Genomic DNA, 23,659 nt, shown 5'->3' with positions numbered 1-23,659 from the left:
TCGCGCTTTGTCGGCGCGGAGAAGGCCGAGAACGCGCGGCCCGAACTGACCAGTGCCAAGGTCATCGTCTCGGGCGGTCGGGCGCTGGGCTCGGAGGAGCAGTTCCATGCGCTGATCGACCCGCTCGCCGACAAGCTGGGGGCCGCCGTGGGTGCGAGCCGCGCGGCGGTCGATGCGGGCTATGCCCCCAACGACTATCAGGTCGGGCAGACCGGCAAGATCGTCGCGCCGGAAGTCTATGTCGCGGTCGGCATTTCGGGCGCGATCCAGCATCTTGCCGGAATGAAGGACTCCAAGATCATCGTCGCGATCAACAAGGACGAGGATGCCCCCATCTTCCAGGTCGCCGATATCGGCCTGGTCGGCGACCTCTTCACCGTCGTGCCGGAACTGACCGAAAAGGTCTGACGGATCATTCCTCCCCTGCACGGGGAGGTGGCAGGCTGAAGGCCTGACGGAGGGGGGGGATCGCCGCACGGGACGTACCCGGCGGAGAGCCCCCTCCACCCCCGCTCCGCGGCGGTCCCCCTCCCCGTGCCGGGGAGGATTGTGGCTCTTCCGCTCTCGCCCCGCGCCCATACCGCAGATACGAACGTTCTAATCCATGTAAGTTATGATGCGGAAATTTCCGTGCCAGCTTGTCGGACATGGGCCGCTACGGTTAGCGTTACCGGATGAACGATAATATTTTGGAGGGAGGCGATCGTCGCATTCGCACGATCGCGGATCTGGCGGAGATGGCGGGGGTGTCTCCCGGCACGGTGTCGCGCGCCTTGGCGGGCAAATCGCTGGTCAATGCCGAAACGCGTGCGCGCATCCAGGCGCTGGCCGACCAGCATGGTTTTCGCCCCAACCAGATGGCCAGCCGGTTGCGCACGCGCCGTACCGGGGTGATCGGCATCGTCGTGCCGCTGGGGCATGAACGCCGCCAGCACTTGTCCGACCCCTTCTTCATGACGATGCTGGGCTATCTGGCGGATGCCCTGACCGAAAACGGCTATGATGTGATGCTGTCGCGGGTCATTCCCGATGCGGTCGACTGGCTGGACCGGGTGGTGGACAGCGGTATGGTCGACGGCGTCCTGCTGATCGGCCAGTCGGACCAGTATGACGCGATCGAGCGGGTCGCCCGCCGGTATCGCCCGCTGGTCGCCTGGGGCGTGACCCTGCCGGATCAGGTTCATGCGGCGGTGGGCACCGACAATGCGCAGGGCGGTCTTCTGGCGGGCCAGCGGCTGATCGAGCGCGGATGCCGCCGTATCGCGTTCCTGGGCGATATCAGCGCGCCCGAAATCCGCCAGCGTCATGACGGCGTCGCCCGTGCCATGGCCCAGGCGGGGATGGAAGGCGCCCTGATGCAACTTGCCACCCATCTCGCCTCCGATGTGATGGAGCAGGAGATCGCGGCGCATATCGACGCGTTGCTGGAGCAGGGCGGGGGCACCATGCCGATCGACGGGATCGTGGCAGGGTCCGACATGATCGCGATGACGGCGGTGCGCGTGCTGGCCGACCGGGCCATCGCGGTGCCCGACGTCCTGCCCGTCATCGGTTATGACGACCTGCCGCTCGCCGCGCAGGCGGTGCCGCGCATCACGACCATTCGCCAGGATATCGCGGCGGGCGCGCGGGCTATGGTCGATGCGCTGTTCGTCCGGCTCCACGGCGGCGAGGCGGGCTCGGTGGTGCTGACCCCCGAGCTGATCCTCCGCGAAACCGCCTGATCCCCTTCAAGGATCAGGCGATCGTCACCCGCTCGCCGTCAAAGGCCAGTCGGAACCAGGGCGCGGCGGTCCCGCCGAAACGCTGGCGGCGCAGCGCGGGGTCGTCGCTCGCGTCGCGGCCCTGCAATCCCCAATAATCGACGAAGCTGATGACGTCGCCCTCATAGGTGACCCACCAGCAATAGGCCTGGGTCGGCTCGTCCACGGGATTGCCCGCGACCAGTCCGGTGCCGTTGACCGGCCGCCAGGGTCCGTCGAAGCGGTCCGCGACCATGGCGTAGATCCCGGTCGGCGCGTCCAGCCCGGGGGCGAAGCGCTTCGCCTGCGTCGACCAGAAGCAATAATAGAGGCCGTCGCGCAGGATGATATGGGGCCGCTCCAACTCGCTGTTGACGCCCAGCGCCTCGATCAGCGGCGGTTGGATGACCCAGCGCTCGCCCTCGCGCCTGGCGACGCCGACCACGCCGTCCAAATCCTGGCTCACCCAGCCCGCCGAGCCGACGAACAACAGATATTCCGCGCCGTCCGCCGGATCGCGGAAATAGCCGGGATCGCGAAAACCCTTGATACCGCCATTCTCCGGCTCGGCCTGGTCGGCGACGATATAGTGATGGCCGTCCGCCGCGACGCTTTCGACCGGCTCGCTCCAGCCTTCGGTGCGGGCTTCGTCGGCGAGGAAACGACCCTGCGTCTCGAACAGCCGCTGCTCGAAGGTGCGGGGGCCGCCCCTCCGCCCGGAGGCGGTGAAGTACATGGTCAGCGTCGTGTCGTCCTCGCCCAGCACCGCCGAGCCCGACCATTCGCGGCTGCCCGGCGTGAAGCCATCGGCAAAGGTCACGCCATGGTCGCGCCAGCCGTCCGCGCCGTGGCTGGTCAGCCGGATGCGCGCCGCGTCATGGCGCATCTCGGGATCGTCGAAGCGCGGCGTGGCGAGGAAGAACCACCAGCTCCGCCCCCCGAGAAAGGCGGTGCGGCCATCGGCATAGGCGATCTGCCACATGTCCCACAGGTCGTGATCGGGCAGGATCGGGACGACATCGGCGGCGGTGAAGACGGGCAGGCGGGCTTGGCCTTGCGCGGCGATCCCGGCCAGCGCGTCGGCCGACCAATGGGCGGGAAGGGTCGTCATAATACCTCGGGAACGGATAGAGGGGGATCAGGCTTGCGGGGCGGCGCCAAGCGGCAGGCCCTGCGGCCCGCGTGCGCGGACCGAGAAGACCGACACCGCCGCGAATAGCATCAGCACGCCGCACAGGGTCAGCACGTTGCGCGGATCGCCGCCGAGCCAGCTTTGGTAGAACAGGGGCAGCGTCACGCCGAAGATCAGCATCGGAATGACGATCATCATGTTGAAGATGCCCATATAGACGCCGGTCCGCTCCGGCGGGATCGAGCCCGCCAGGATGACATAGGGGTTGCCCATCATGCTCGCCCAGCCCAGGCCGATGCCGATGGCGGGCAGGAACAGCATCGCCTTGCTCGTCATGTGCGGCATCGCGATCATGCCGATGCCGGTGATGACCAGGCACAGCGCATGGAGCGGCGCGGCGCCGATCCGCTTGGCGAGCGGCACCATCGCGAAGGCCGCGATGAAGGCGACGCCGTTGTAAAAGGCCGCAATCTCGCCATTGGTCAGGACGGCGGCATGGAACCCCGACGAGGTCACGTCGGCGGTGTCATAGACCGAGCGGCCGATCGCGTAGATGACGTAATTCCAATAGGCCATCATGGCATACCACTGGAACAGGCTCATCAGCGCGAGCTTGCGCATCGGCAGCGGCATGGTGCGGATCGCATCACCGATTTCCTTCAGGATCGCACCGATCCCCTTGGGCGCGGCGGCGATGCGGGCGCGATCCTCTGGCGTCATCGGCAATTCGGGCACCCGCCGGATCGACCAGACGATAGTGGCGAAGGACAGGACCGCGCCGATCATGAAGACGATGCGCGCGGTATAGGGGATGTTGTGCCCGTCGACCCAGTCCGGATTCATCCCCGCCCAGACCAGGATCGACGGCGTCAGGAAGGCGAGCATCTGCGCCAGGCCCGTAAAGGCGCTCTGCGTCAGGAAGCCGATATTATGCTGCGCCCCGTCCAGCCGGTCGGAGACATAGGCGCGGTACGGCTCCATGGTGATGTTGTTGCCCGCGTCGAGGATCCAGAGCAGCGACACCGCCATCAGCACCGACGAACTGAGCGGCATGAAGAACAGCCCGAAGGCGCACAGCACCGCGCCGAACAGGAAATAGGGCGTGCGGCGACCCCAGCGGCTGTCGGTCCGGTCGCTCATCGCACCGATCAGCGGCTGGATCAGCAGGCCCGTCATCGGCCCCGCAAGCTGCAGCAGCGGAATCTGCGCCTCCGACGCGCCGAGATAGCTGTAGATCGGCGCCATATTCCCCTGCTGCAAACCGAAGCTGAATTGCAGGCCGAGAAAGCCGAGATTCATCTCCAGGATGCGGGCCAGCGACAGGCGGGGTTTGCGTGGTGCCATGGTTCCGGCGGCGGGGGTGGACGGGGTCATGCGGGTCCTCTCGCACGCGGGGGTGTGGACCGTGTCTAGCGCCGGTTCGCCGCGTCGGAGGCTATCATGGCGCGATCGATAAGACATTGCAACAAACGATTGCAATGGGCGTGGCGAATGGTTGTCATGCCATATGTGGTTCCCACCCCGGCGTTCGCCGGGATGGTGATGGCGGGCGGGAAAGGAAGGAACGTCACCGCGCGCCGGGCGGCAGGTTCGTCTCCAGATAGCGGGTCATCAGCGAATAGAGGTGGATGCTGGTATTCTCGCCCTCATAGATGCCGTGGCTGCGGTCGGGATAGGCCATCATCGTGAACGGCTTGTTGAAGTGGATCAGCCGGTCCACCAACTGCTCCTGGTTCTGGTAATGAACATTGTCGTCCAGCGTCCCGTGGATCAGCAGCAGATTGCCCTTCAACCGGTTGGCGAAGGTGATGGGTGAGCCGTTCTTATAGCCTTCCACATTGTCCTGCGGCAGGCCCATGTAGCGCTCCTGATAGATGGTGTCGTACAGCTTCATGTCGGTCGGCCCCGCCACCGCGATCCCGGTTTTGTACAGGTCCGGGTAGCGGAACAGCGCGTTCTGGGTCATCGCGCCGCCGCCGCTCCAGCCCCAGATGCCGATCCGGGCGGGGTCGATATAGCGTCGCGTCGCCAGCATCGTCTTCACACCGGCCGCATAATCGGAGGAGGCCAGGATGCCGACCTGGCGATAGATGCTCTTGCGCCAGTCATGACCGCGCGGCGTCGCGGTGCCGCGCGGATCGAGGCTGGCGACCAGATAGCCCTTTTGCGCCAGCATCCGGTGCCACAGCCCCTGCGACCCCATCCAGCGATCCGCGACCGTCTGGCCCCAGGGTTCGCCATAGACGAAATAGAGGATCGGATAGCGCTTGGCCGGATCGAATTCCGGCGGCTTGATGAGCCAGCCGTCGAGCTGCGTGCCGCCGCCGATATCGACGCGGAAGAATTCGGTGGCGGGCAGGCCGCTATCCTTGACGACCTTGGCCAGCGGCGCATTGGCGGCCAGCGTGCGCAGCGGCTGTTGCCGGGTCATGTCGAGCATGTCGGTGACCGGCGGCGCATCGAAGCGCGAGACGGTGTGCAGCGCCCAATGCTCGCCCGGCGCGATGTCATAGCTGTGGGTGCCCGACTGGCCCGCAGGCGTCAGCCGCTCGACCTTGGGCTTGCCCGACAGGGTGGTGCGATAGAGGTAACGCTGGGTCGGATTGTCGGGCGAGGCGATGAACCAGGCATAGCCCGCCTTCTCATCGACGTTGAGCAGTTCGACGACATCGAACTTGCCGGGCGTGCGCAAGCTGGCACGGCCCGTCGCCCGGTCGATGGTGTAGAGATGCCGCCAGCCATCGCGCTCGGACAGCCAGGTGAAGGCACGCCCGCCCTTCAGCCATTCGGGGGCGACATTGGCCTCGACCCAGGCGGCGTCCTTTTCGACCATGATCGGCTTGACCGAGCCGGTCGCCGGATCGCCGAGCAGGACGTTGTAGCTGTTCTGGAGGCGGTTGGACTGCTGGATGAACAGCGCGTCGGGGCCGCCCGCCCAACTGACCTGCGGCACGTAATTCTGGCGCGGATCGCCCGCCAGCCTGAACCAGCGGGTCGCGCCATCGGCGACGTCGATCACGCCGGTCGTCACCGCCGAATTGGTCGTGCCCGCCTTGGGATATTGCAGCGGTATCACCTGCGAATATTGGCCGCCGGTGTTCTTCATCATGTCGAAGGTGCCGACGCCCTTCGTGTCGAAGCGGAAGAAGGCGATGCGCCTGGAATCCGGGCTCCATTCAAAGGCGCGGTGGACCGAGAATTCCTCCTCATAGACCCAGTCGGCCAGGCCGTTGACGACATAATCGTCGCCGTCCTTGGTCAGCGCGACGGGCGCGCCGCCCGCGATCGGCTCGACATAGATGTTGTTCGCGCGGACATAGGCGATGCGGCTGTTGTCGGGCGAGATGGTCGCATAGAGGAGGGTCGAGGGTGCGGCATCCGCGCCGACCTTGTGCAACCGGCGCTGGGCGACATCGTAGAGCCAGTAATCGGACAGCGCGTTGGTCCGGCGGAAACGCTGGCCGTTGGTCTGGATCAGCAACCACTTGTCGTCCGGCGACCATTCATAGCCGTCGATGTTCAGCGGAGCGCTCGCACCCGGCGGGACCAGGTCGGCGGCGGCGATCAGCACCTGACGCTGGCCATCGGCGATGCGATAGCGGACGATGTCCTGCCCGCCCTTGGGCGCGGTTTCGAGGGCGAGATAGCTTTCGCCGTCCTTGCTCCACCGGCTGGCGCGGACCGATTCCGTGCGTACCGCGCCCGGACCGAAAATGCCCTCGACCGACAGGGGGGTGGGAGCGGTGGTCTGCGCGGCCAGCGGCGTCGCCAGCGCGACCGAGGAAAGGGAAAGCAAAAGTCCGGAAATCCGCCAGTACGACCGCATCTCTTCACCCGTTCCTGATCCGATGCACGAAGCCTAACGCGCGCCCATAAAATCGTATACCGAAATCTTCGTGGCGATCGTTACCGATGCGACTAAACACAGGCGCAGGCGATCATGAAGGAGCGGGCTGGCGGATGACGGCGGGAATCGAGCATGTCGCGATCATCGGCGGCGGTTTTGCGGGGACGCTGCTGGCGATCAATCTGGTGCGCCATGGCGGCCCGCGCGCGACGCTGGTCGAGCGGCGGGCCAACCAGTTGGCGCGAGGGGTCGCCTATAGCGCGGCCCATGCCGAGCATCTGCTGAACGTCCGCGCGGGCAATATGAGCGCGCTGCGCGACGATCCCGATCATTTCGTTCGGTGGCTGGTCGCGCGCGGGGCGGGGGATGCGAAGACCTTCGTACCGCGCCGGGTCTATGGCGATTATCTGCGCGACCTGCTGATGGAGACGATCGTTGCGGACCCCGCGCGGCTGACCTTGGCGAGCGGCGAGGTCGTCGGGCTGGATCGGGAGGGGGCGGGGTATCGGCTCCACATGGCGGAGGGAGCGGCGCTGGCAGCCGATGCGGTGGTGCTGGCGCTGGGCAATCTGCCGCCGCACACGCCGCCGGGGATCGATCCGGCCCTGCTGGCGGAGGGATGCTACCGCGAAGACCCATGGGCGGGGGATATCGCCGAGGGGCTGGGGGATGATGACCGGGTGTTGTTGGTCGGCAGCGGGCTGACCGCCATCGACGCCGCGCTGTTGCTCGATGCGAGCGGGTTCGGCGGGCGGACCATCGCCATGTCGCGCCGGGGCCTAGCTCCCCGTCGCCATGCCGATGCGCCGCCCTTCACCCCTTTGCGCGAGCGGCCCGCCGCCACCCTGTCCACACTGGTCCGGCATGTCCGCTGTGCGGCGGAGGAACAGGGCTGGCGCGGGGCGGTCGATGCGCTGCGCCCGGTGACGCAGATGATGTGGGGTGCCGCCGATGGCGTGACGCGGGCGCGGTTCCTGCGGCATGTGCGGCCCTATTGGGATGTGCACCGGCATCGCCTCGCCCCTTCGGTCGCCGACCGGGTGGATGCGTTGATCGAGGCGGGGCGGTTGTCGATCGCGGGGGGCAAGCTGGTCCGCGTCGAACCGAATGGGCAGGGGGCTGTCGTGCACTGGCGACCGAGGGGAAGCGATCAGGTCGAGACGCTGCGCGTCGCGCGGATCGTCAATTGCACCGGGCCGCAAGGCGATCTGCTCCGGTCGCGCGAGCCGCTGATCCGGCAGTTGCTGAGCGAGGGGATGATCCGGCCTGACGCGCTCCGCATCGGGTTGGAGGTCGATGCGCAGAGCCATGTCGTGGCCGCCAATGGCGGGGTGGACGACCGGCTCTATTGCATCGGCCCGATGACGCGCGGTGGGCTGTGGGAGGTGGTGGCGGTGCCGGACCTGCGGCAGCAGAATTGGGAATTGGCGCGTCGTCTGGCCCATGCGCAATGGGTCGGCGGCGAGGGGCTGTAAATCCTCCCCGGCACGGGGAGGGGGACCGCCGCGAAGCGGTGGTGGAGGGGGATCGCCACACAGGACGTCCCTTGCGGAAGCCCCCCTCCGTAACCGCTACGCGCTGCCACCTCCCCGTGCCGGGGAGGATTAAGCGGTCGCCCCGATCTTCTTCAGCCAATCCGCATGGCTGGGCATCGACTCCGCCATCTGTCTGATCGCCTCCGCCAGCTTGCCGACAAACGCGCGGCTCCGCGCGGGGTCGCCGTAAGCCAGCAGCGGGTCCAGCCCCTCGGGCGTGTTGAATTGCCCGATATGCACGGCCGCCCAGCTCGCCGGGCCGAACAGGTCCATGTCGCGCGCGACCAGCCGCCCGGCGGAACGGAAATGCGCGATCTTCATCGCCAGCGTGTCGGGGATCGGCATCGCCGCGCATTCGCGCCAAAGCGCCGAGTCCCGTCGCTCGGTCAGCTTGTAGTGCAGGATGATGAAGTCGCGAATCCGCTCATATTCGGTGATCGCGACGCGGTTATACTCCTCGATCGCCTGCGGCTCGAAGGCGCGGGTCGGGAAATAGGCGAGCAGCTTGGCGATGCCCGCCTGGATCAGGTGGATGCTGGTCGATTCCAGCGGCTCCATGAAGCCGCTCGACAGGCCGATGGCGACGACGTTGCGGTTCCACAGACGTTTGCGCCGCCCGGTGGTGAAGCGGAGCGGCCGGGGATCGGCCAGCGCCGCGCCGTCCAGATTCGCCATCAGGGTCGCGGCGGCCTCGTCGTCGGAGATATGGCGGCTGCAATAGACATAGCCGTTACCGGTGCGATGCTGGAGCGGGATGCGCCATTGCCATCCGGCACTCCGCGCGGTCGATCGGGTATGGGGCGTCAGGCCGTCGCCGCCGGTGACGCAGGGCACCGCCACCGCCCGGTCACAGGGCAGCCAATGCGTCCAATCCTCGTAACCGGTGTCCAACGCCTCCTCGATCAGCAATCCCCGGAACCCCGAACAATCGACGAACAGGTCCGCCTCCAGCACCCGGCCATCGTCCAGCGTGACCGAGGCGACATGGCCGCGCGCCGCGTCCAGGGCATGGCCCGCGATCTTCCCCTCCACCCGCACCACGCCGCGCGCCTCGGCATAGCGGCGGAGGAACCGGGCATAGAGCCCCGCGTCGAAATGATAGGCATAGTCGAAGGTGGAGGCGACGCTGCGCGGATCGGCCATGGGGGCGGCGAACCGGCCGCGTTTGCCTGCGCCCCAGGCCATGGACAGGTCATCGAACGCCAGGCCGCTGTCGGGTCCACCCGCCGCCAGCCAATGTTGATGCACCGCGACCAGATCGAAGGATTTTCCGTGCGTGCCGAAGGGATGGAAATAGCGATGCCCTTCGCGGCCCCAGCCGACGAACTCGATGCCCAGCTTGAAGCTGCCCTTGGTCTCGCGCAGGAACTCCGCCTCGTCGATGCCCAGCGTCTGGTTGAACAGGCGGATCGGCGGGATGGTCGCTTCCCCGACGCCGACCGTGCCGATCGCGTCCGACTCGACCAAGGTGATGGTCAGTCCGTGCGGCATGGCATGGGCGAGCGCCGCCGCCGTCATCCAGCCCGCCGTGCCGCCGCCAACGATCAGGACCGATCGGATCGAATCGGGGGGAGTTTGGCTCATCCTGTTATCCTCTTCGTCGGCTTCCGACTCTGTCACGGTCGGGTGCCCGCCTTCTCCTGCCATATCATGCAAAGGTTTGCGATGCTCATGATCTGGCGCGGTCGCGTACGCTGTGGTTTCCCGATCACACCACCACAGATTTTATGCAATGGTTTGCAAAACGGCTGTTGCAAACGATTGCTGATGTGATAGCGAGGCTGCACGACATCCCGGACACCGGGGCGAATCAGGAGAGGGTGTATGACGACGAGGGTTCTACGGTCCTGCGGATCTATGGCTGCTCTGGCGATGGCGTTGGCCAGCGCGCCGGGCTTCGCCCAGGCGAATGACCCCCAGGCGACCAGCTCGACGGCGCAGCCCGTTCCGACCGGCTCCGACCGCGTGGCGCAGGCGGGCGATATTCCCGATGCGGGCGCGTCGAGCGAGGACATCGTCGTCACTGCGACCAGCGGCGAGCGCTCGCGCTTCCGCAGCTCGATCTCGGTCTCGCAGGTCAGCCAGGAAGCGATCCAGAATTTCACCCCGCGTTCGACCGCGGAAATCCTGCGCAACATCCCCGGCCTTCAGCCGAGCGATACGGCGGGCCCCGGCGGTAACGCCAATATCGGCGTTCGCGGTATCCCCGTCTCGACCGGCGGTTCGGAATATGTGTCGTTGCAGGAAGACGGCCTGCCCGACGTGCTGTTCGGTGACATCAACTTCGGCAACAACGACTATTGGCTGCGCTTCGACCAGAATATCAAGACGGTCGAGGCGGTGCGCGGCGGTTCGGCCTCGACCTTCGCCAGCCAGGCGCCGGGCGCGGTCATCAACTTCATCAGCAAGACCGGCGAGACCAAGGGCGGCCAGATCGCCTATTCAAACGGCCTGGGCTTTCGCGAGCATCGCGTCGACTTCGACTATGGTGGCCCGATCGACGACAGCACGCGCTTCCATATCGGCGGCTATGCGCGCAACGGCGGCGGCTACACCAACGAGAATTTCAACATCCTTCGCGGCTATCAGATCAAGGCGAACATCACCAAGGATCTGCCCGACAATCGCGGTTTCGTGCGGCTGTACTTCAAGCGGCTGGATGAGCAGGCGCCGACCAACACCACCACCCCGACGCTGGCCACGCTGGACGGCGACCGGGTGACCGGTTTCACCCCGCTGCCGGGTTTCGACGGCCGCAGCGGTTCGTCCTACACGGTCTATAACCGCAACTTCCAGTATCTCGATTACGACAATGGCGGCGTGAAGTCGGCGGAGGTGCAGGGCATCCATCCGCGCGTGACGGGGATCAGCGGCCAGATTCACTATGACTTCAATGACAATATCTCGTTGGACGACACGATCCGCTACCAGTGGATCAGCGGCAACTTCACCACCCAGTTCATCAACGTCCAGACGCTGACCGGCACCGGTGGCCTGATCGGCTCGACGGTCAACGGCCAGACGGTGGGTTCGGTCCGCTATGCGGCGGGGCCGAAGCTGGGCCAGTTGTTCACCGGCCCCTATGTGAACAACAACCCGAACATCAACGTGTTCATGAAGAACATGGATAATTTCGCCAATAACCTGACGCTGAACGGCAAGTTCGACGTTGGCCCGGGCAAGGCGCGACTGACCGCCGGTCTGTTCGTCATGCGGCAGAACATCGTCCAGGACTGGCATGTCAACCGCCAGTATAGCGAGCTGAACGGCGAGAATGCCGCGCCGCTCGACCTGTTCTCGACCACGGGGACTCAGCTGACGGCGGCGGGCCAGGCCGGGTTCAACGACAATTGGGGCAGCTGCTGCGCCCGCCGTGTCGACCTGACCTATACCGATGTCGCGCCCTTCCTTCAGGCAGGTTACGAAGTCGGCGGCCTGAACCTCGACGCCTCGGTCCGCTACGACAGCGTCCATGGCGAGGGCACCGCGCAGGGCGGCGTCGCTGGCCCGACGACCCGCGTGGCCGATGCGCTGGGTTCGGCGCTGATCCCCTCGCTGGTGCTCAGCCCGACGGTGGAGAAGGTCAATTACACCGATGGCTATTTCAGCTGGTCGGTGGGTGCGCTCTACGCCTTCAACAAGAACACCAGCGTCTTCGCCCGCGCCAGCCGGGGCGGTCGCTTCAACGCCGACCGCCGCGTCCTGTCGGGCAACTTCAACGCGGACGGCTCGCTCAATGCGCAGGGACAGGCGACCTCGGTCAACTATCTCAACCAGCAGGAAATCGGCCTGAAGCAGCGCGGCGGCCTGTTCGGCGCGTCCTATTCGGTCGAAGTCACCGGCTTCCACTCGACGCTGACTGAGAACAACTACGACTTCACCCGGATCAACAACCCGGCGCCGAACAACAATCCGAACATCTCGAACGGCTATCGCTCCTACGGTATCGAGTTCACCAGCCGCGTGACCTATGGCGACTTCCATCTGGCGGTCGATGCGACCTATGCCAATTCGAAGATCACCAGCAGCGCGACCTCGGCGCTGGTCGGCAAAAAGCCCGGCGGTCTGCCCGACTTCCTGTTCGTGGTGTCGCCGTCCTATGATGCGGGTCCCGTCGCCTTCGGCGTCAGCATGAACGGCCAGACCAGCACCAAGTCGGACGACTTCAACCTCTACACCGTCAAGGGCTCGACCTTCTTCAACGGCTTCGTGACGGTGCGGCCGATGGAGCGGCTGGAGCTGGGCCTGAACGCCAACAATATCTTCGACAAGCTGGGCTTCCGTGGCGGCGGCGGCATCTTCCCGATCCTGTCGCCGACGCAAGGGGTGTTCAACAATACCGCGCTGTATGGGCGCACGGTAACGGCCTCGGTTCGCTATCGTTTCTAAGCGTTAGTCCCCTGGGGCGGGTGCCGCATGGCATCCGCCCCGTTTTTCGTTCAGGAGGACGGCCATGACCCATCCGGCCCCGCCCGCCCGAACATTGAAGGATATCGCCCGGCTCGCGGGCGTGTCGCCCGGTACCGTCAGCCGTGCGCTGGCCGGCAAGAGCGTCGTCAACGCCGAGACGCGCCAGCGGATCGAGGCGCTGGCCGCCGAACATGGTTTCCAGATCAACCAGATGGCCCGCCGCCTGCGCGCGCAGCGGACCGGCGTGATCGGCGTCGCCATCCCGCTTGGCCATGAGCGGCGGCAGCGTCTGTCCGATCCCTTTTTCATGACCCTGCTCGGCCATCTCGCCGACGAACTGGCGGCGCGCGACCATGACGTGATGCTGTCGCGGATCATCCCCGACGACGAGGGGTGGCTGTCGCGGATCACCCGGTCGGGCATGGTCGACGGCGTGCTGCTGATCGGACAGTCGGACCAGTTGGCGGTGATCGAGCAGGTCGCCGAAACCTATCTCCCGCTCGTCGTGTGGGGCAGCACCATGCCCGGCCAGCATCATTGTGCGGTCGGGGTCGACAACCGGCTGGGCGGACGGCTGGCGGGCGAGCATCTGATCGCGACCGGGCGGAGACGCATCGCCTTCATGGGCGAAATTCGCACGCTGGAACTGGCTGAGCGTCATGCTGGGCTGTGCGATGCGCTTCGGGCGGCGGACCTGCCTCCGCCGCACCAGCTGGACGTCGCGCTTGCGCCCGAGCTGATGCCGGATCAGATCGCCGACAATCTGTCGCGCCTGCGGGAGCGGGGGGAGGGGATCGACGGCATCGTCGCGGCGTCGGACATGATCGCGCTGGCGACGGTGGCGAAACTGACGTCATGCGGTGTGGTGGTGCCGGGCGATGTCGCGGTCACCGGCTTCGACGATCTGCCGCTCGCCGAACGGGCGATCCCGCGCCTGACCACGATCCGCCAGGATCTGGAGGCGGGGGCCAGCGCGATGGTCGAGGCGCTCTTCGCCCGACTGGAGGGACAGGCGGCGCCGGGGCTGGAAATGCCGCCGCGCCTGATCGTCCGCGATTCCGCCTGAGGCCCAAAAAATCGGCGCGGTCTTAGGGAAGATCGACCGCGCCGTGAGGTTTCAGGGAGTAGGTAACGGATGTCAGGCCAGCGTCAGGCCGACATCCACATTGCCGCGCGTAGCGTTGGAATAGGGGCAGATCTGGTGCGCTGCCTCGACCAGCTTCTCCGCCTCGGCGCGATCGACGCCGGGCAGGTCAACGGTCAGGTCGGCCGTGATACCAAAACCGCCCGCCGCACGCGGACCGATGCCGACCTTGGCGGAAACCGAAACGTCGTCCGGCACCTTCACCTTCAACTGCTGCCCGGCCACCTTCAGCGCGCCGATGAAGCAAGCCGAATAGCCCGCCGCGAACAGCTGTTCCGGATTGGTGCCGTCGCCGCCCGCGCCGCCCAGTTCCCTGGGCGTCGACAGCTTGACGTCGAGCGTGCCGTCTTGGGTCCGGGCATGCCCGTCGCGGCCGCCGGTCGCGCTGGCCTGCGTCTGGTACTTCACGTCGATCGTCACATTCGGTCTCCGATAATCATTATCGCGATATATAAATGAGCTCCGCGATTGGACTTGTCCAGCCCTTCTTTTATCGCGATATGCATTTTTCGGAATTTCGGGAGAGAGCGGATGTCGGCGCCTTGGCCGCTGGACGACCAACTATGCTTCGCCTTGTATGCGGCTAATATGGCGGTCCAGCGCACATACAAGCCGATGCTCGACCAACTTGGCCTGACCTATCCGCAATATCTGGCGCTCCACGTCCTGTGGGAAGAGGATGGCCGGACGATCGGCGCGATCGCGCAGCGGCTGGGACTGGAGTCGAGCACCGTCACGCCGCTGATCAAGCGGCTGGAGGCGAGCGGTCAGGTGATGCGCGAGCGCGATCCGCGGGACGAGCGGCAGGTGCGCGTCCGGCTGACCCCGGCGGGCTGTGCATTGCGCGACCAGTGCGGGTGTTTGGGCGAGGAGATCATCGCCCGGTCGGGCATGGCGGTCGATGACCTCACCGCGCTTCGCGGCGAGGTCCGCGCGCTGCGTCTGGCGCTGGAGCGGCGCGAGGGGCAGGGGGCGTAGCCCTCGACTGCGCTCAGGCTGAACGCGGTCTTGGATGACATCAGCCTCCGTCCGGCCTGAGCGAAGTCGAAGGCAAAGGGAATCCGCCTACGACTTCAACCCCATCGTAAACACCACATTCGGCGCATCCCGGAGCGCCACATACAGCACCCCATCCCGCGCCGAAGGCACTGCGAGCCGCGCCGCCGTGTACCCCGGCGACACGCCGACCGCGCCCGCCATGTCGGCGCTGGCGGCAACTCGGTCGATCAGGAACAGATCGCGCCCCTCCAGCCAGCAGCCATTCTGCTCGCAGCCGCCGCCATCGATACGCGGCAACCGGACCAGCGTGGCGAGCGGCGTCCAGTCGCCCTTGATCGCCCCGCGTACGATCCGGTAGCGGAGCGGCCCCGCCGCCGCCGGACCCAGCCGCGCCGGATCGAGCGTCGCGACCGCGATGTCGGGCGAGGACAGCCGCACGTCGCGCCCGCCCTCCAGCAGGACGGTGGCGGCACCGTCACCCGTCGCGACCTCGATCGCGTCCGTCGGTGCCAGGCGGGAGCCTTCGGCGGCACGGACCGAGAAGGTCAGGCGGTTATTGTCGGGCAGGACATTCTCGTCCCGGGTGGCGAGCGCGACGGCTCCGGCGGTGTCCTTGGACGTCAGGCTGCGCGCGATCAGCGTCGCGGCGGGGCGCGGCGGGGCGGGCGTGATCGGCACCGACAGGGTCCGCCCGTCGGTCAGCCGGATCTTCGCGCTGGTCCCGTCCGGCACCCGGCCATCGGCGGCGGTGGCGACCAGCCGGTCGCTGTCCTCCTCACGGGTCAGGCCATCCGGGGACAGCCGGACATCGCCGACCTCGACGCCTGAAATCTCGTCCAGCCGCTGGCCGGTCAGCGTCACGAAGCGGTCGCCCTTGGCCAGCGTCACCGTGTCGATCCGGCTGGCGGGCGAATAGGCGCGCAAGCTGACGCTGCGCGGTGTGCTATCGCCGATCTGCTGCACCTCCAGCCTGATCTCGCCCGCGCGCGCATTCTTGAGCGGCAGGGTCACGGTGACGCCGTCCGTCCCCCGAAGCGTGAAGGGCACCGGTTGCGCGGTGCCGCCCGGCCCGCGCATGGTGACGCCGGTGACGCAAGCGGCGGCGGGGCCGCTCAGCGTCACCGCATTGTCGCGACCGACGACCAGGCTCTGTCCCGCATCGCCCGCGCGCCATTCGCCGCCATCGGGGAATTGCAGCGTGAAGCTGGGCCCCTCGAACCCGTCGAAACCCCATTCACCGTGCAGCTTGGCGGTTACCTTGCCCGACAGCGCTCCGGCAGGCAGCGGCTCGGTAAGGACATAGCCGCCCCGGTCGGCACGCGCGCGCACGGGTACATCGATGGTCTTGCCGTTCGCGCCGGTCAGTGACACCCTCATGTTGCGCGCGAAGGCGGTGGAGTAGATCAGCGGCGCGCCCTCGACTGGCAGGACGAGGGCGGGACGCGCTCCGCACAGCGGCGCGTCCCCGGTCACGCGCAGGCGCGGCGGGCTGGACGCATCGATGGCGGGCATGGCGGCGACCAGCACCGATTTGGGCTTGGCGAAGGACGGCGCGGCGTTGAGCAACAGAGACAGCCGGTCCCCCTCGCGCGTGGCGAGCGTGGGCAGATAGCTGAACTGCGGATTGCCGAACGCGCCGAATACGCGTGCGATGTCGCGGATCACGCCGATATAGGGGCTGTAATAGCCCAGCCCCGCCTCACGCGTATAGCTGAGTTGCAGGGCCAGGTCGGTCGGCGCGCCGATCAGCGTGTCGGTCATCGAACTGCTGTGGATGTCCGCCAGCACCAGCGAGTCGCGGTTCTCCAAAAGGCATGCCGCCTGCAACTCGATGACGCGCGCCAGGCAGTCGGGGTTCAGCTTGATCGCCAGGCTGTTCGAGAGGGCGGGGGCCAGGGTGCGCAGGAATTCCGGGTGGCTGTTCTCCTGCGCGCGGATCGCCGCGACGAAGGCGTTGAGCCGCGACCGGTCGAGCGAGGCCTGGTTCAGATCCTGCACCGCGCGGACGAACTCGCCGGGCCGGTCGCGCACCGCATCGACGATGGTGCCCGATGCGCCGCCGGTCTCCGGCACCAGGAACAGCGCCATCTGCCGCGCCCCCTTGGGCACGGTCAGGGTCAGGCGGCGATCCTTGTCCTTGGACTTCCATGTCTCGGCGGACTGGACCCAGTTCTTGGGCGGCGGATTGGTCGCGCCGCTGAGGAAGGCGGAGAAGAGGATGTAGCGGGCCCGCTGGTCGCTGGGCAGGTCCGCATCGATCGTCAGCCTGTCGCCGGTGGCGAGGTTGGGCACCTCCGCGATGGGCAGGCTCTTGTCCCCGCGCGTCACCATGATGCGCAGGCCCGGACCGGGCAGGTCGAAGGGCGCGGGATCGGCGGCGCAGAGCGGGCTTTCGACCAGGGCGGCGGCGGCCAGCGCGAGCGCCATCAGGGGACGGGGGAAGCGAAACATGACAGGGTTAAGGCCCAGACTGCCGAAAGGATCAACCCTCTGGCAGCAAATGACATAGGCGTGTCATCTGCAAATCCTCCCCATCTATGATGGGGAGGGGGACCATCCGAAGGATGGTGGAGGGGCGGGGAGCCGGACATTGCCCCCCACCACCGCTTCGCGGCGATCCCCCTCCCCAAGCGAGCTTGGGGAGGATTTACGGTCAGGCGAGCTTGTCTGCCGTGCGCAGGTCGAAGTCGCTGGCTTCGTGCCGCTTGGGCAATTGCTGGGCGGGATCGCCGAAAGTGCGGTTGACCATCCGCCCGCGCTTCACCGCCGGGCGTGCCGCCAGTTCCTGGGCCCAGCGCAGGACATGGGTGTATTCCTGCACCTGAAGGAATTCGGCGGCGTCATAGAGATCGCCCAGCACGACCTGCCCATACCAGGGCCAGATCGCCATGTCGGCGATGCTGTATGCGTCGCCCGCGACATAGGCGTTATGCTCAAGCTGGCGGTTCAGCACGTCGAGCTGGCGCTTGGCCTCCATGGCATAGCGGTTGATCGCATATTCGATCTTCACCGGCGCATAGGCGTAGAAATGGCCGAAGCCGCCGCCCAGGAACGGCGCGCTGCCCATCTGCCAGAACAGCCACGACAGGACCCGCGCCCGCGCGGCGGGCTCGGTCGGCAGGAAGGCGCCGAAGCTCTCCGCCAGGTGCATCAGGATCGCACCGGATTCGAAGATAGGCAGGGGTTCGCCGCCGCGACGGTCGACCAGCGCGGGGATCTTGGAATTGGGATTGATCTCGACGAAGCCGCTGCCGAACTGGTCGCCCTCGCCGATACGGATCAGCCAGGCGTCATACTCCGCGCCGGTATGTCCTGCGGCGAGCAGTTCCTCCAGCAGGATCGTGACCTTCACGCCGTTGGGCGTGCCCATCGAATAAAGCTGGAGCGGATGGCGACCGACCGGCAGCGGCTTGTCGTGTGTCGCGCCCGCGACCGGCCGGTTGATCGAGGCGAAGCGGCCGCCGCTTTCCTTGTCCCAAGTCCAGATGGCGGGCGGGGTATAGGCGTCGTCACTCATGCGCTTGCGGCTCCATAAGAGGGTTCGCCGCGGCAAATGGGGCGGGGCGGATACGAAAACAACCGCGACCGTGCTTTTATTTCGGAAGGGAAATGAGCCGGTCGCGGCGGACATAGAGCAACTCGCGCCGCCCCTCGCGCGGGACCGCCATGACCGGGCGATAGTCGCTCGCCAGTGCTTGCGTCATCAGCCCTTGCGTCGCCGCGTTCCAGGGGGAAAAGGGGTCGTCCAGCGTCACGATGGCGGGCGGACGGCGGGCAAGGATGCGCGCGACCTCCGCCCTTTCGTCCACCCCGATCGCGCCCCGCTCGGCCTCATACGCGAGCGAGGAGGGAAAGGCATAAGGGGTCGGCACGCATCCGCCCGACAGATGATAGAGGCTGGAATCCCCGGCGAAGACATAGGGACATTCGCCGCCATCGACCGCCGCCATGAGCCCGGCCATGCGGCGGATGCCGTCGCCCTCGCTCGGGTCGTTGGTCGCGGCGTGGAAGACGAACAGCCCGGCGCCGATGACGAAGACGGGCACAAGGGCCTTGCGCCCCATGGCGAAGGCGGGTGCGGCGGCGAGCGCCAGCGGGGCGAGCAGCGGCAGGGCGTAATGGTCGAAAAAGGCCCCGATCATCGCGAAGGCGATGAGAGCGAAGGCCAGCCAGATGCGGGTCAGCGTCATGGCGGGGCACTGCGGTCCCTTGCGCCAGGCGACGACCGCGCACGCGATCAGCGGCAGCAACTGCCCGCCGATCCCGGCCAGCCGCCCCGCGATCTTCGCCGCCGGATAGCCGCGACGCAGCGTGATCGAGGTGAAATTGGCGAACCAGAAGGCGTCGAACGCCGCCGCGCCCTTCAGCCAATATTGCAGGACGATCAGCGCGGTCGGCAACAGCCCCAGCACCATCCAAAGCAGCGCCGCCGCCACGACCGTCACCGGCTTCGCCCGTGCCCGCCACAGATACCAGAGATGCGCGAGGCCGAAGAACGCCCCCTCGACCAGCGGGGTGTATTTGATCTGGATCGCCACGCCCGCCAGCAGGCACGCGACCGCGCCGCTCAGCACGATCATGCCGCTCGCGCGTCGCTCGGTCAGACGCGGCAGTTCCAGCGTCAGGACCGCCGCCGCCGTCATCGCCAGATTATAGAAGACCGGCGACTGGCCGCTCCCGCCGCTGAGCAGCGGCAGCCAGAGGATATAGGCCGCCCCCGCCGCCAGACCGGCGGGCGGTGCCAGCGCCATCCGCCGCGCCGCCAGCCAGATCAGCCAGCCTGTTCCGGCGGCGCATAGCGTGGCGACCAGTTGATAGGCCAGAAAGCCGTCGCCGGGCAGCAGGCGGAACCCGGCGAAGAGCAGGAACAGGCCGGGCGGCTTGCGATCCCACAGATCGATATAGAGCCGCGCTCCATGCAACAGCCGGTCGCCGACCAGCAGATAATATTGCTCATCGACATGCGCGACGGGATTTCCATAATCGCGCGCCCGGACCAGCACGGCGAAGACCAGCAGTACGATCGCCACGCCGATCGGCCTGTTGAGAACGCGGGGCGTGGCAAAGCGGCTGGCGTTAAATCGGGGCGACGTCAGGTCCGTCATGTCGATCCGTTCTGGGTGGGCCGCCGGGGCCCCCGGCTTCGCATCGCCCATGTCATCGCCACAGGTCCGATCGCAAAGGAAATCGGCGTCGCATCCGCCCTGCGAAAAATATTTCCTAACTTATGTCCGGTCCGCGGGCGGCGGTGACGTCAGCCTTATGAAACACCTCGGCTTGGGCGGAAACGCTGTCGGGCGGGGGCTTTGGCAACGAGGATGTTTTCGGATTTCATGGGCGGGGTGGGGTAATGCTGCTCGATGCGGAAGGCGCGGCTTGGCGCAATGCCAGGGCCTGGGCCGATGCCGGCAAGACGGAACAGGCGGCGGCCTATGTCGCGCCATGCTGGACGGTGGTCGTGCCCTTCTTCAACGAAGAGGCCGAACTGGCGGCGACGCTGGAAAGCCTGGCGCGGCAGACGGTGCGTTTCCGGCTGGTGCTGGTCGATAACGGGTCGCTCGACGCCAGCGCGCGGGTCGCGGCGGAAAGCTGCGAGCGGCTGGGGCTGGACCATGTCCTGTTGCATCAGGGAGTGCCTGGCAAGATCAACGCGTTGCGGCTGGGCCTCGACCATGTCCATACGCGCTTCGTCGCCACCTGCGATGCCGATACCCTTTATCCGGAGACCTATCTGGCCGAGGCGCAGGCGCTGCTGGAGCAGCCGGGCTGCGTCGTGGCGGGGGCCTATTTCATCGCACCGGGCGACGGCGAGGCGGAGCGGCGGCGCGAGTCCGCGACCATCCGTCTGGCCGCGCGGCTGCTGCCGCGGCAATGCCATGCGGGCGGCGCGGGACAGGCTTTCTGCACCACGGCGCTGAAGGCGGCGGGCGGGTTCGATCCGCGCCGTTGGAACTATGTGCTGGAGGATCATGAGGTGATCCACCGCGTCCTTCGCCATGGCACGATGCGCTATGCCGACGGTTTCTGGTGCGTGCCGTCGGATCGCGAGCGGGACCGGGAGTCGATCCGCTGGACGCTGGCCGAGCGCTTGCTCTACAGCGTGACCGCGCCGTTCGCGGGGGACTGGTTCTTCTACACATTCCTCGCGCGGCGGCTGACGGCCCGGCGTCTGACCACCGAGCGGATGCGCGAAAAGGCCTATCAGGATCTGGCAGGAGTGGTGGGTGAACCGGCTTATTCTGTGCGCTGACGATTTCGCCTTTTCCACCGAAGACAGTCTGGTCATCGCCGAGCTTCTCCATGCGGGCAAGCTGAACGCCACGAGTTGCATGACGCTTCGCCCCAATTGGGCGGAGGACAGCGCGATGTTGCGCGACGTGCCTGCGACCGCGCAGATCGGGCTCCACCTGACACTGACCGAGGAAGCGCCGATCCATCCCAATGGCTTTACGCAAGATGGGGTGATGCCGGGAATCGATCCGCTCACCCGGCTGGCGGTGCGGGGACGGCTGGACCCTGCCGAGATCGCACGCGAGGTGGAGGCGCAGTTCGACCGGTTCGAGGCGGCGATGGGTCGCCCGCCTGCCTTTGTCGATGGGCACCAGCATTCGCACGCGCTGCCCGTCATCCGCCTGATCGTGCTGGAGATTACCCGCCGTCGCGCGCCGGAGGCCTGGCTTCGCACCTGTGAGGACCGGGTCGCCGGGCTGCTCGGGCGGCCATGGCGTGGCAAGGCGATCGGTAGCGCCTTTCACTCGCGCGGATTCGCGGCGGCGGCGGAGGCGGTGGGCCTTCGCTGCAATCGCGGCTTTGCGGGCCATTACGGGTTTGACGGTTGCTTCGCGCAGGCTCTGCCGCGTTTTCTGGACCGGGCGGGGGCCTATCATCTGGTGATGTGCCATCCGGGCGCGGGGACGCGCGCGGGCGACGCCATCGCGGCGGCGCGGCGGGACGAGGCGGACGTCTTGCGCAATATTTCGGTTTCCGACATGGCGGCGTCACGCGGGCTGGCCTTCGCCGCCTGACCAGAGGGCGGCGGTTTGAGCGATACGGGTCTGGAGGGCCAGTTCTTGGAGGCGCGGCCGCTGCTGCGTCGCCTGTTGGCGGCCCGGCTCGGTTCGGCGGAGGATGCCGAGGACGCGCTTCAGGATCTGTGGCTGCGCATCGCCGGGATGGACGGCGCGCATGTCGAGCAGCCGGTACCCTTTTTCTGCCGCATGGCGACCAATCTGGCGACCGACCGCCGGATCGCCGCCGCCCGGCGCAGCGCGCGTGACGGGGCATGGGAAGAGGTGCAGCCCAGGTCGGATGAATATGCCGATCCCGAACGCATCGTCGCGGGCCGCCGCGCGCTGGAACAGGCCCATGCCCGGATCACGCATATGCCCGACCGGATGCGCCAGGCCTTCACCCTGTTCCGCTTCGAGGAACAGCCGCAACGGGTGATCGCCGAACGCATGGGGATCACCGTCAGCGCGGTCGAGAAGCTGTTGCGGCGCGCCTATCGGTTTTTGCAGGAAAATCGCGAAGGGGAGGGTGCGGATCGAGCATTGCCGCATCGTCCTGATCATGAAAGGAGCGCGGACGAGTGACGCGTGAGGAGCAGGCGATCGACTGGCACATCCGGCAGCGCGACATGAGCGCCGCCGAGTGGGACGCCTTTGCGACGTGGCTGGAAGACAGCCCGGCCAATGCGTGCGCCTATGACGCGGTCGCCATGGCCGATGCGCTGCTGGTCGCGCCGTCCGTACAGGCGGAAGCCGAGCCGGTGGTCGAAGCCGCCAACGACAACGCCGGATGGGGGCGCTGGTGGTTGCTCGGCGGCGTCGCGGCGGCGGTGGCGCTGGTCAGCGGGCCGGTGCTGTTGAATAACGGTCCCGACATGCGGGTCGAGCAGACCCGCGCGGGCGAGACCCGCCGGATCGCCCTCAATGACGGCACGCGGATCGACCTCGCGGGGGGATCGCGGCTTCGCTACGACCGCAACGATACGCGCGTCGCGACGCTGGAGGCGGGGCAGGCGCTGTTCCATGTCCGCCACGACCCGTCCGCGCCGTTCGAGCTTCATTCGGGCGGCGTCGTCATTCGCGATATGGGAACGGTGTTCGACGTACGGCGCACGGGGCGGCGACTGGACGTGGCGGTCGCGGAAGGATCGGTGGCGCTGGCCCCGCTGGGGCAGGAGATCGCGCTGACGGCGGGGCAGGGCATCCATCTGGACGAGGCACGGCACAGCCTTCGCCGAGTGACCGTCGATCCGTCGACCATCGGGGGGTGGCGCGGCGGGTTGCTCGATTTCGATGGCGAGCCGGTCGGGGCGATTGCTGCACGATTGCAATCCGCCTATGGCATGCGGATCGCGGTGGAGGGGGCTCTGGCCGATCGCAACGTCACGGGTGTCGTCCGCATGACGGGCGATGCCGGTCGGGACGTTCCTCGTTTCGCGAAGTTGATCGGAGCGGAGTGGCGCCAGAGCGGTGGAGACTGGATATTGCGGGCGTCGAACGAGGATCGCTGAGCGCGGCCTATGGGCTGCGCTCTGCCTCGTCACGCCGGTCGCGGTTCAGGCGCGGGAACGGCCCGTATCGGTCGCGCGGCCCATCCGTATCGCTCCCACGACGCTGGACATGGCTCTGCGCGAACTGGCGCGGCAGGGCGGGATCACCGTCATCACCACCGATGACCGATTGCGCCGGGTCCGCACCCCCGCACTGACCACCGACATTCCGCCAGCCCGCGCGCTGAGGCTGTTGCTGCGTGGCACCGGATACCGCGCGGTGGCGATCGATGGGGAGGGTTTCCGCATCGTCGGGGCACCCCGCCCGCCACGCCCGGCCCCCCGACCCGCGC

19 protein-coding genes are annotated in these 23,659 nt (G+C 67.1%); 11 read left to right on the top strand and 8 right to left on the bottom strand.

The genetic code is table 11. From position 1 onward, the window contains the following. Both SM191_RS17530 and SM191_RS17525 read left to right on the top strand, forming a co-directional pair. The coding region (locus tag SM191_RS17530) for an electron transfer flavoprotein subunit alpha/FixB family protein (RefSeq protein ID WP_341507316.1) at positions 1-408 on the top strand (408 nt) is incomplete at its 5' end. A gap of 266 nt (positions 409-674) precedes the next feature. Next, a complete protein-coding gene (locus tag SM191_RS17525; RefSeq protein ID WP_341507315.1) occupies positions 675-1,724 on the top strand; it encodes a LacI family DNA-binding transcriptional regulator in 1,050 nt (349 codons plus the stop codon). A 13-nt stretch (positions 1,725-1,737) separates the two neighbouring features. On the opposite strand, the gene SM191_RS17520 is transcribed toward SM191_RS17525, so the two are convergent. The 3 genes from SM191_RS17520 to SM191_RS17510 all read right to left on the bottom strand — a co-directional run bounded on the left by SM191_RS17520 (position 1,738) and on the right by SM191_RS17510 (position 6,700). Then, positions 1,738-2,853, bottom strand: coding sequence for a glycoside hydrolase family 68 protein (locus SM191_RS17520; RefSeq protein ID WP_341507314.1), 1,116 nt, complete (start codon positions 2,851-2,853; stop codon positions 1,738-1,740). 27 nt (positions 2,854-2,880) lie between these two features. Next, positions 2,881-4,248 (bottom strand): MFS transporter, encoded by a 1,368-nt coding sequence (locus SM191_RS17515; protein ID WP_341507313.1) that lies wholly within the window; start codon positions 4,246-4,248, stop codon positions 2,881-2,883. A gap of 193 nt (positions 4,249-4,441) precedes the next feature. Further along, positions 4,442-6,700, bottom strand: a complete 2,259-nt coding sequence (locus tag SM191_RS17510) for a S9 family peptidase (protein WP_341507312.1) — start codon at positions 6,698-6,700, stop codon at positions 4,442-4,444. A 134-nt stretch (positions 6,701-6,834) separates the two neighbouring features. Here SM191_RS17510 and SM191_RS17505 point away from each other — a divergent pair, with 134 nt between their 5' ends. Further along, positions 6,835-8,196: an FAD/NAD(P)-binding protein gene (locus tag SM191_RS17505; RefSeq protein WP_341507311.1), complete on the top strand. Its 1,362-nt coding sequence runs from the start codon at positions 6,835-6,837 to the stop codon at positions 8,194-8,196. Positions 8,197-8,325: 129 nt separating this feature from the next. Here the strand turns inward: SM191_RS17505 and SM191_RS17500 are convergent, their stop codons facing one another. Beyond that, entirely contained in the window at positions 8,326-9,840 is a 1,515-nt protein-coding gene (locus SM191_RS17500; protein ID WP_341507310.1) for a tryptophan halogenase family protein, read from the bottom strand. A 273-nt stretch (positions 9,841-10,113) separates the two neighbouring features. On the opposite strand from SM191_RS17500, the gene SM191_RS17495 reads away from it, so the two are divergent. Together SM191_RS17495 and SM191_RS17490 are read left to right on the top strand one after the other, a co-directional pair. After that, entirely contained in the window at positions 10,114-12,645 is a 2,532-nt protein-coding gene (locus tag SM191_RS17495; protein ID WP_341507309.1) for a TonB-dependent receptor domain-containing protein, read from the top strand. Positions 12,646-12,709: 64 nt separating this feature from the next. Continuing rightward, on the top strand, positions 12,710-13,732 hold the full coding sequence (locus SM191_RS17490) for a LacI family DNA-binding transcriptional regulator (protein ID WP_341507308.1): 1,023 nt from the start codon (positions 12,710-12,712) through the stop codon (positions 13,730-13,732). Between the two features lie 72 nt (positions 13,733-13,804). Here the strand turns inward: SM191_RS17490 and SM191_RS17485 are convergent, their stop codons facing one another. After that, positions 13,805-14,230: an organic hydroperoxide resistance protein gene (locus SM191_RS17485; protein ID WP_341507307.1), complete on the bottom strand. Its 426-nt coding sequence runs from the start codon at positions 14,228-14,230 to the stop codon at positions 13,805-13,807. Between the two features lie 111 nt (positions 14,231-14,341). On the opposite strand from SM191_RS17485, the gene SM191_RS17480 reads away from it, so the two are divergent. Further along, positions 14,342-14,788: a MarR family winged helix-turn-helix transcriptional regulator gene (locus SM191_RS17480; protein WP_306999694.1), complete on the top strand. Its 447-nt coding sequence runs from the start codon at positions 14,342-14,344 to the stop codon at positions 14,786-14,788. Between the two features lie 87 nt (positions 14,789-14,875). On the opposite strand, the gene SM191_RS17475 is transcribed toward SM191_RS17480, so the two are convergent. The 3 genes from SM191_RS17475 to SM191_RS17465 all read right to left on the bottom strand — a co-directional run bounded on the left by SM191_RS17475 (position 14,876) and on the right by SM191_RS17465 (position 19,914). Further along, on the bottom strand, positions 14,876-17,260 hold the full coding sequence (locus SM191_RS17475; protein WP_341507306.1) for a hypothetical protein: 2,385 nt from the start codon (positions 17,258-17,260) through the stop codon (positions 14,876-14,878). A gap of 202 nt (positions 17,261-17,462) precedes the next feature. Beyond that, on the bottom strand, positions 17,463-18,326 hold the full coding sequence (yghU, locus tag SM191_RS17470; RefSeq protein ID WP_341507305.1) for a glutathione-dependent disulfide-bond oxidoreductase: 864 nt from the start codon (positions 18,324-18,326) through the stop codon (positions 17,463-17,465). A gap of 76 nt (positions 18,327-18,402) precedes the next feature. Further along, a complete protein-coding gene (locus SM191_RS17465; RefSeq protein ID WP_341507304.1) occupies positions 18,403-19,914 on the bottom strand; it encodes a hypothetical protein in 1,512 nt (503 codons plus the stop codon). Between the two features lie 245 nt (positions 19,915-20,159). On the opposite strand from SM191_RS17465, the gene SM191_RS17460 reads away from it, so the two are divergent. The 5 genes from SM191_RS17460 to SM191_RS17440 form a co-directional block, all read left to right on the top strand. Beyond that, positions 20,160-21,059, top strand: coding sequence for a glycosyltransferase family 2 protein (locus SM191_RS17460; RefSeq protein WP_341507303.1), 900 nt, complete (start codon positions 20,160-20,162; stop codon positions 21,057-21,059). Then, a complete protein-coding gene (locus SM191_RS17455; RefSeq protein ID WP_341507302.1) occupies positions 21,034-21,834 on the top strand; it encodes a ChbG/HpnK family deacetylase in 801 nt (266 codons plus the stop codon). Before SM191_RS17460 ends, SM191_RS17455 begins: the two co-directional genes overlap by 26 nt. Before the next feature lie 15 nt (positions 21,835-21,849). After that, positions 21,850-22,401, top strand: coding sequence for an RNA polymerase sigma factor (locus SM191_RS17450; protein WP_341507301.1), 552 nt, complete (start codon positions 21,850-21,852; stop codon positions 22,399-22,401). Then, the gene (locus SM191_RS17445) at positions 22,398-23,327 is read left to right on the top strand and encodes a FecR family protein (RefSeq protein WP_341507300.1); all 930 of its coding nucleotides are present in this window, start codon (positions 22,398-22,400) and stop codon (positions 23,325-23,327) included. The genes SM191_RS17450 and SM191_RS17445 overlap by 4 nt, the downstream gene beginning before the upstream one ends. Before the next feature lie 109 nt (positions 23,328-23,436). Next, positions 23,437-23,659, top strand: a 223-nt coding sequence (locus SM191_RS17440; RefSeq protein WP_341507299.1) for an STN domain-containing protein, incomplete at its 3' end; no start/stop codon positions are given.

It is taken from the genome of Sphingomonas sp. 2378, assembly GCF_038084995.1.
Lineage (GTDB): Bacteria > Pseudomonadota > Alphaproteobacteria > Sphingomonadales > Sphingomonadaceae > Sphingomonas.
This window is presented reverse-complemented; position numbering and strand designations above follow the sequence as displayed.

What these genes read in the sequence shown, in the direction of transcription:
- SM191_RS17490 (WP_341507308.1), top strand. Translation starts at nt 12,710, where the DNA reads ATGACCCATCCGGCCCCGCCCGCCCGAACATTGAAGGATATCGCCCGG.
- SM191_RS17500 (WP_341507310.1), bottom strand. Translation starts at nt 9,840, where the DNA reads ATGAGCCAAACTCCCCCCGATTCGATCCGATCGGTCCTGATCGTTGGC.
- SM191_RS17525 (WP_341507315.1), top strand. Translation starts at nt 675, where the DNA reads ATGAACGATAATATTTTGGAGGGAGGCGATCGTCGCATTCGCACGATC.
- SM191_RS17505 (WP_341507311.1), top strand. Translation starts at nt 6,835, where the DNA reads ATGACGGCGGGAATCGAGCATGTCGCGATCATCGGCGGCGGTTTTGCG.
- yghU (WP_341507305.1), bottom strand. Translation starts at nt 18,326, where the DNA reads ATGAGTGACGACGCCTATACCCCGCCCGCCATCTGGACTTGGGACAAG.
- SM191_RS17520 (WP_341507314.1), bottom strand. Translation starts at nt 2,853, where the DNA reads ATGACGACCCTTCCCGCCCATTGGTCGGCCGACGCGCTGGCCGGGATC.
- SM191_RS17475 (WP_341507306.1), bottom strand. Translation starts at nt 17,260, where the DNA reads ATGTTTCGCTTCCCCCGTCCCCTGATGGCGCTCGCGCTGGCCGCCGCC.
- SM191_RS17480 (WP_306999694.1), top strand. Translation starts at nt 14,342, where the DNA reads ATGTCGGCGCCTTGGCCGCTGGACGACCAACTATGCTTCGCCTTGTAT.
- SM191_RS17460 (WP_341507303.1), top strand. Translation starts at nt 20,160, where the DNA reads ATGCTGCTCGATGCGGAAGGCGCGGCTTGGCGCAATGCCAGGGCCTGG.
- SM191_RS17495 (WP_341507309.1), top strand. Translation starts at nt 10,114, where the DNA reads ATGGCTGCTCTGGCGATGGCGTTGGCCAGCGCGCCGGGCTTCGCCCAG.
- SM191_RS17510 (WP_341507312.1), bottom strand. Translation starts at nt 6,700, where the DNA reads ATGCGGTCGTACTGGCGGATTTCCGGACTTTTGCTTTCCCTTTCCTCG.
- SM191_RS17515 (WP_341507313.1), bottom strand. Translation starts at nt 4,248, where the DNA reads ATGACCCCGTCCACCCCCGCCGCCGGAACCATGGCACCACGCAAACCC.
- SM191_RS17465 (WP_341507304.1), bottom strand. Translation starts at nt 19,914, where the DNA reads ATGACGGACCTGACGTCGCCCCGATTTAACGCCAGCCGCTTTGCCACG.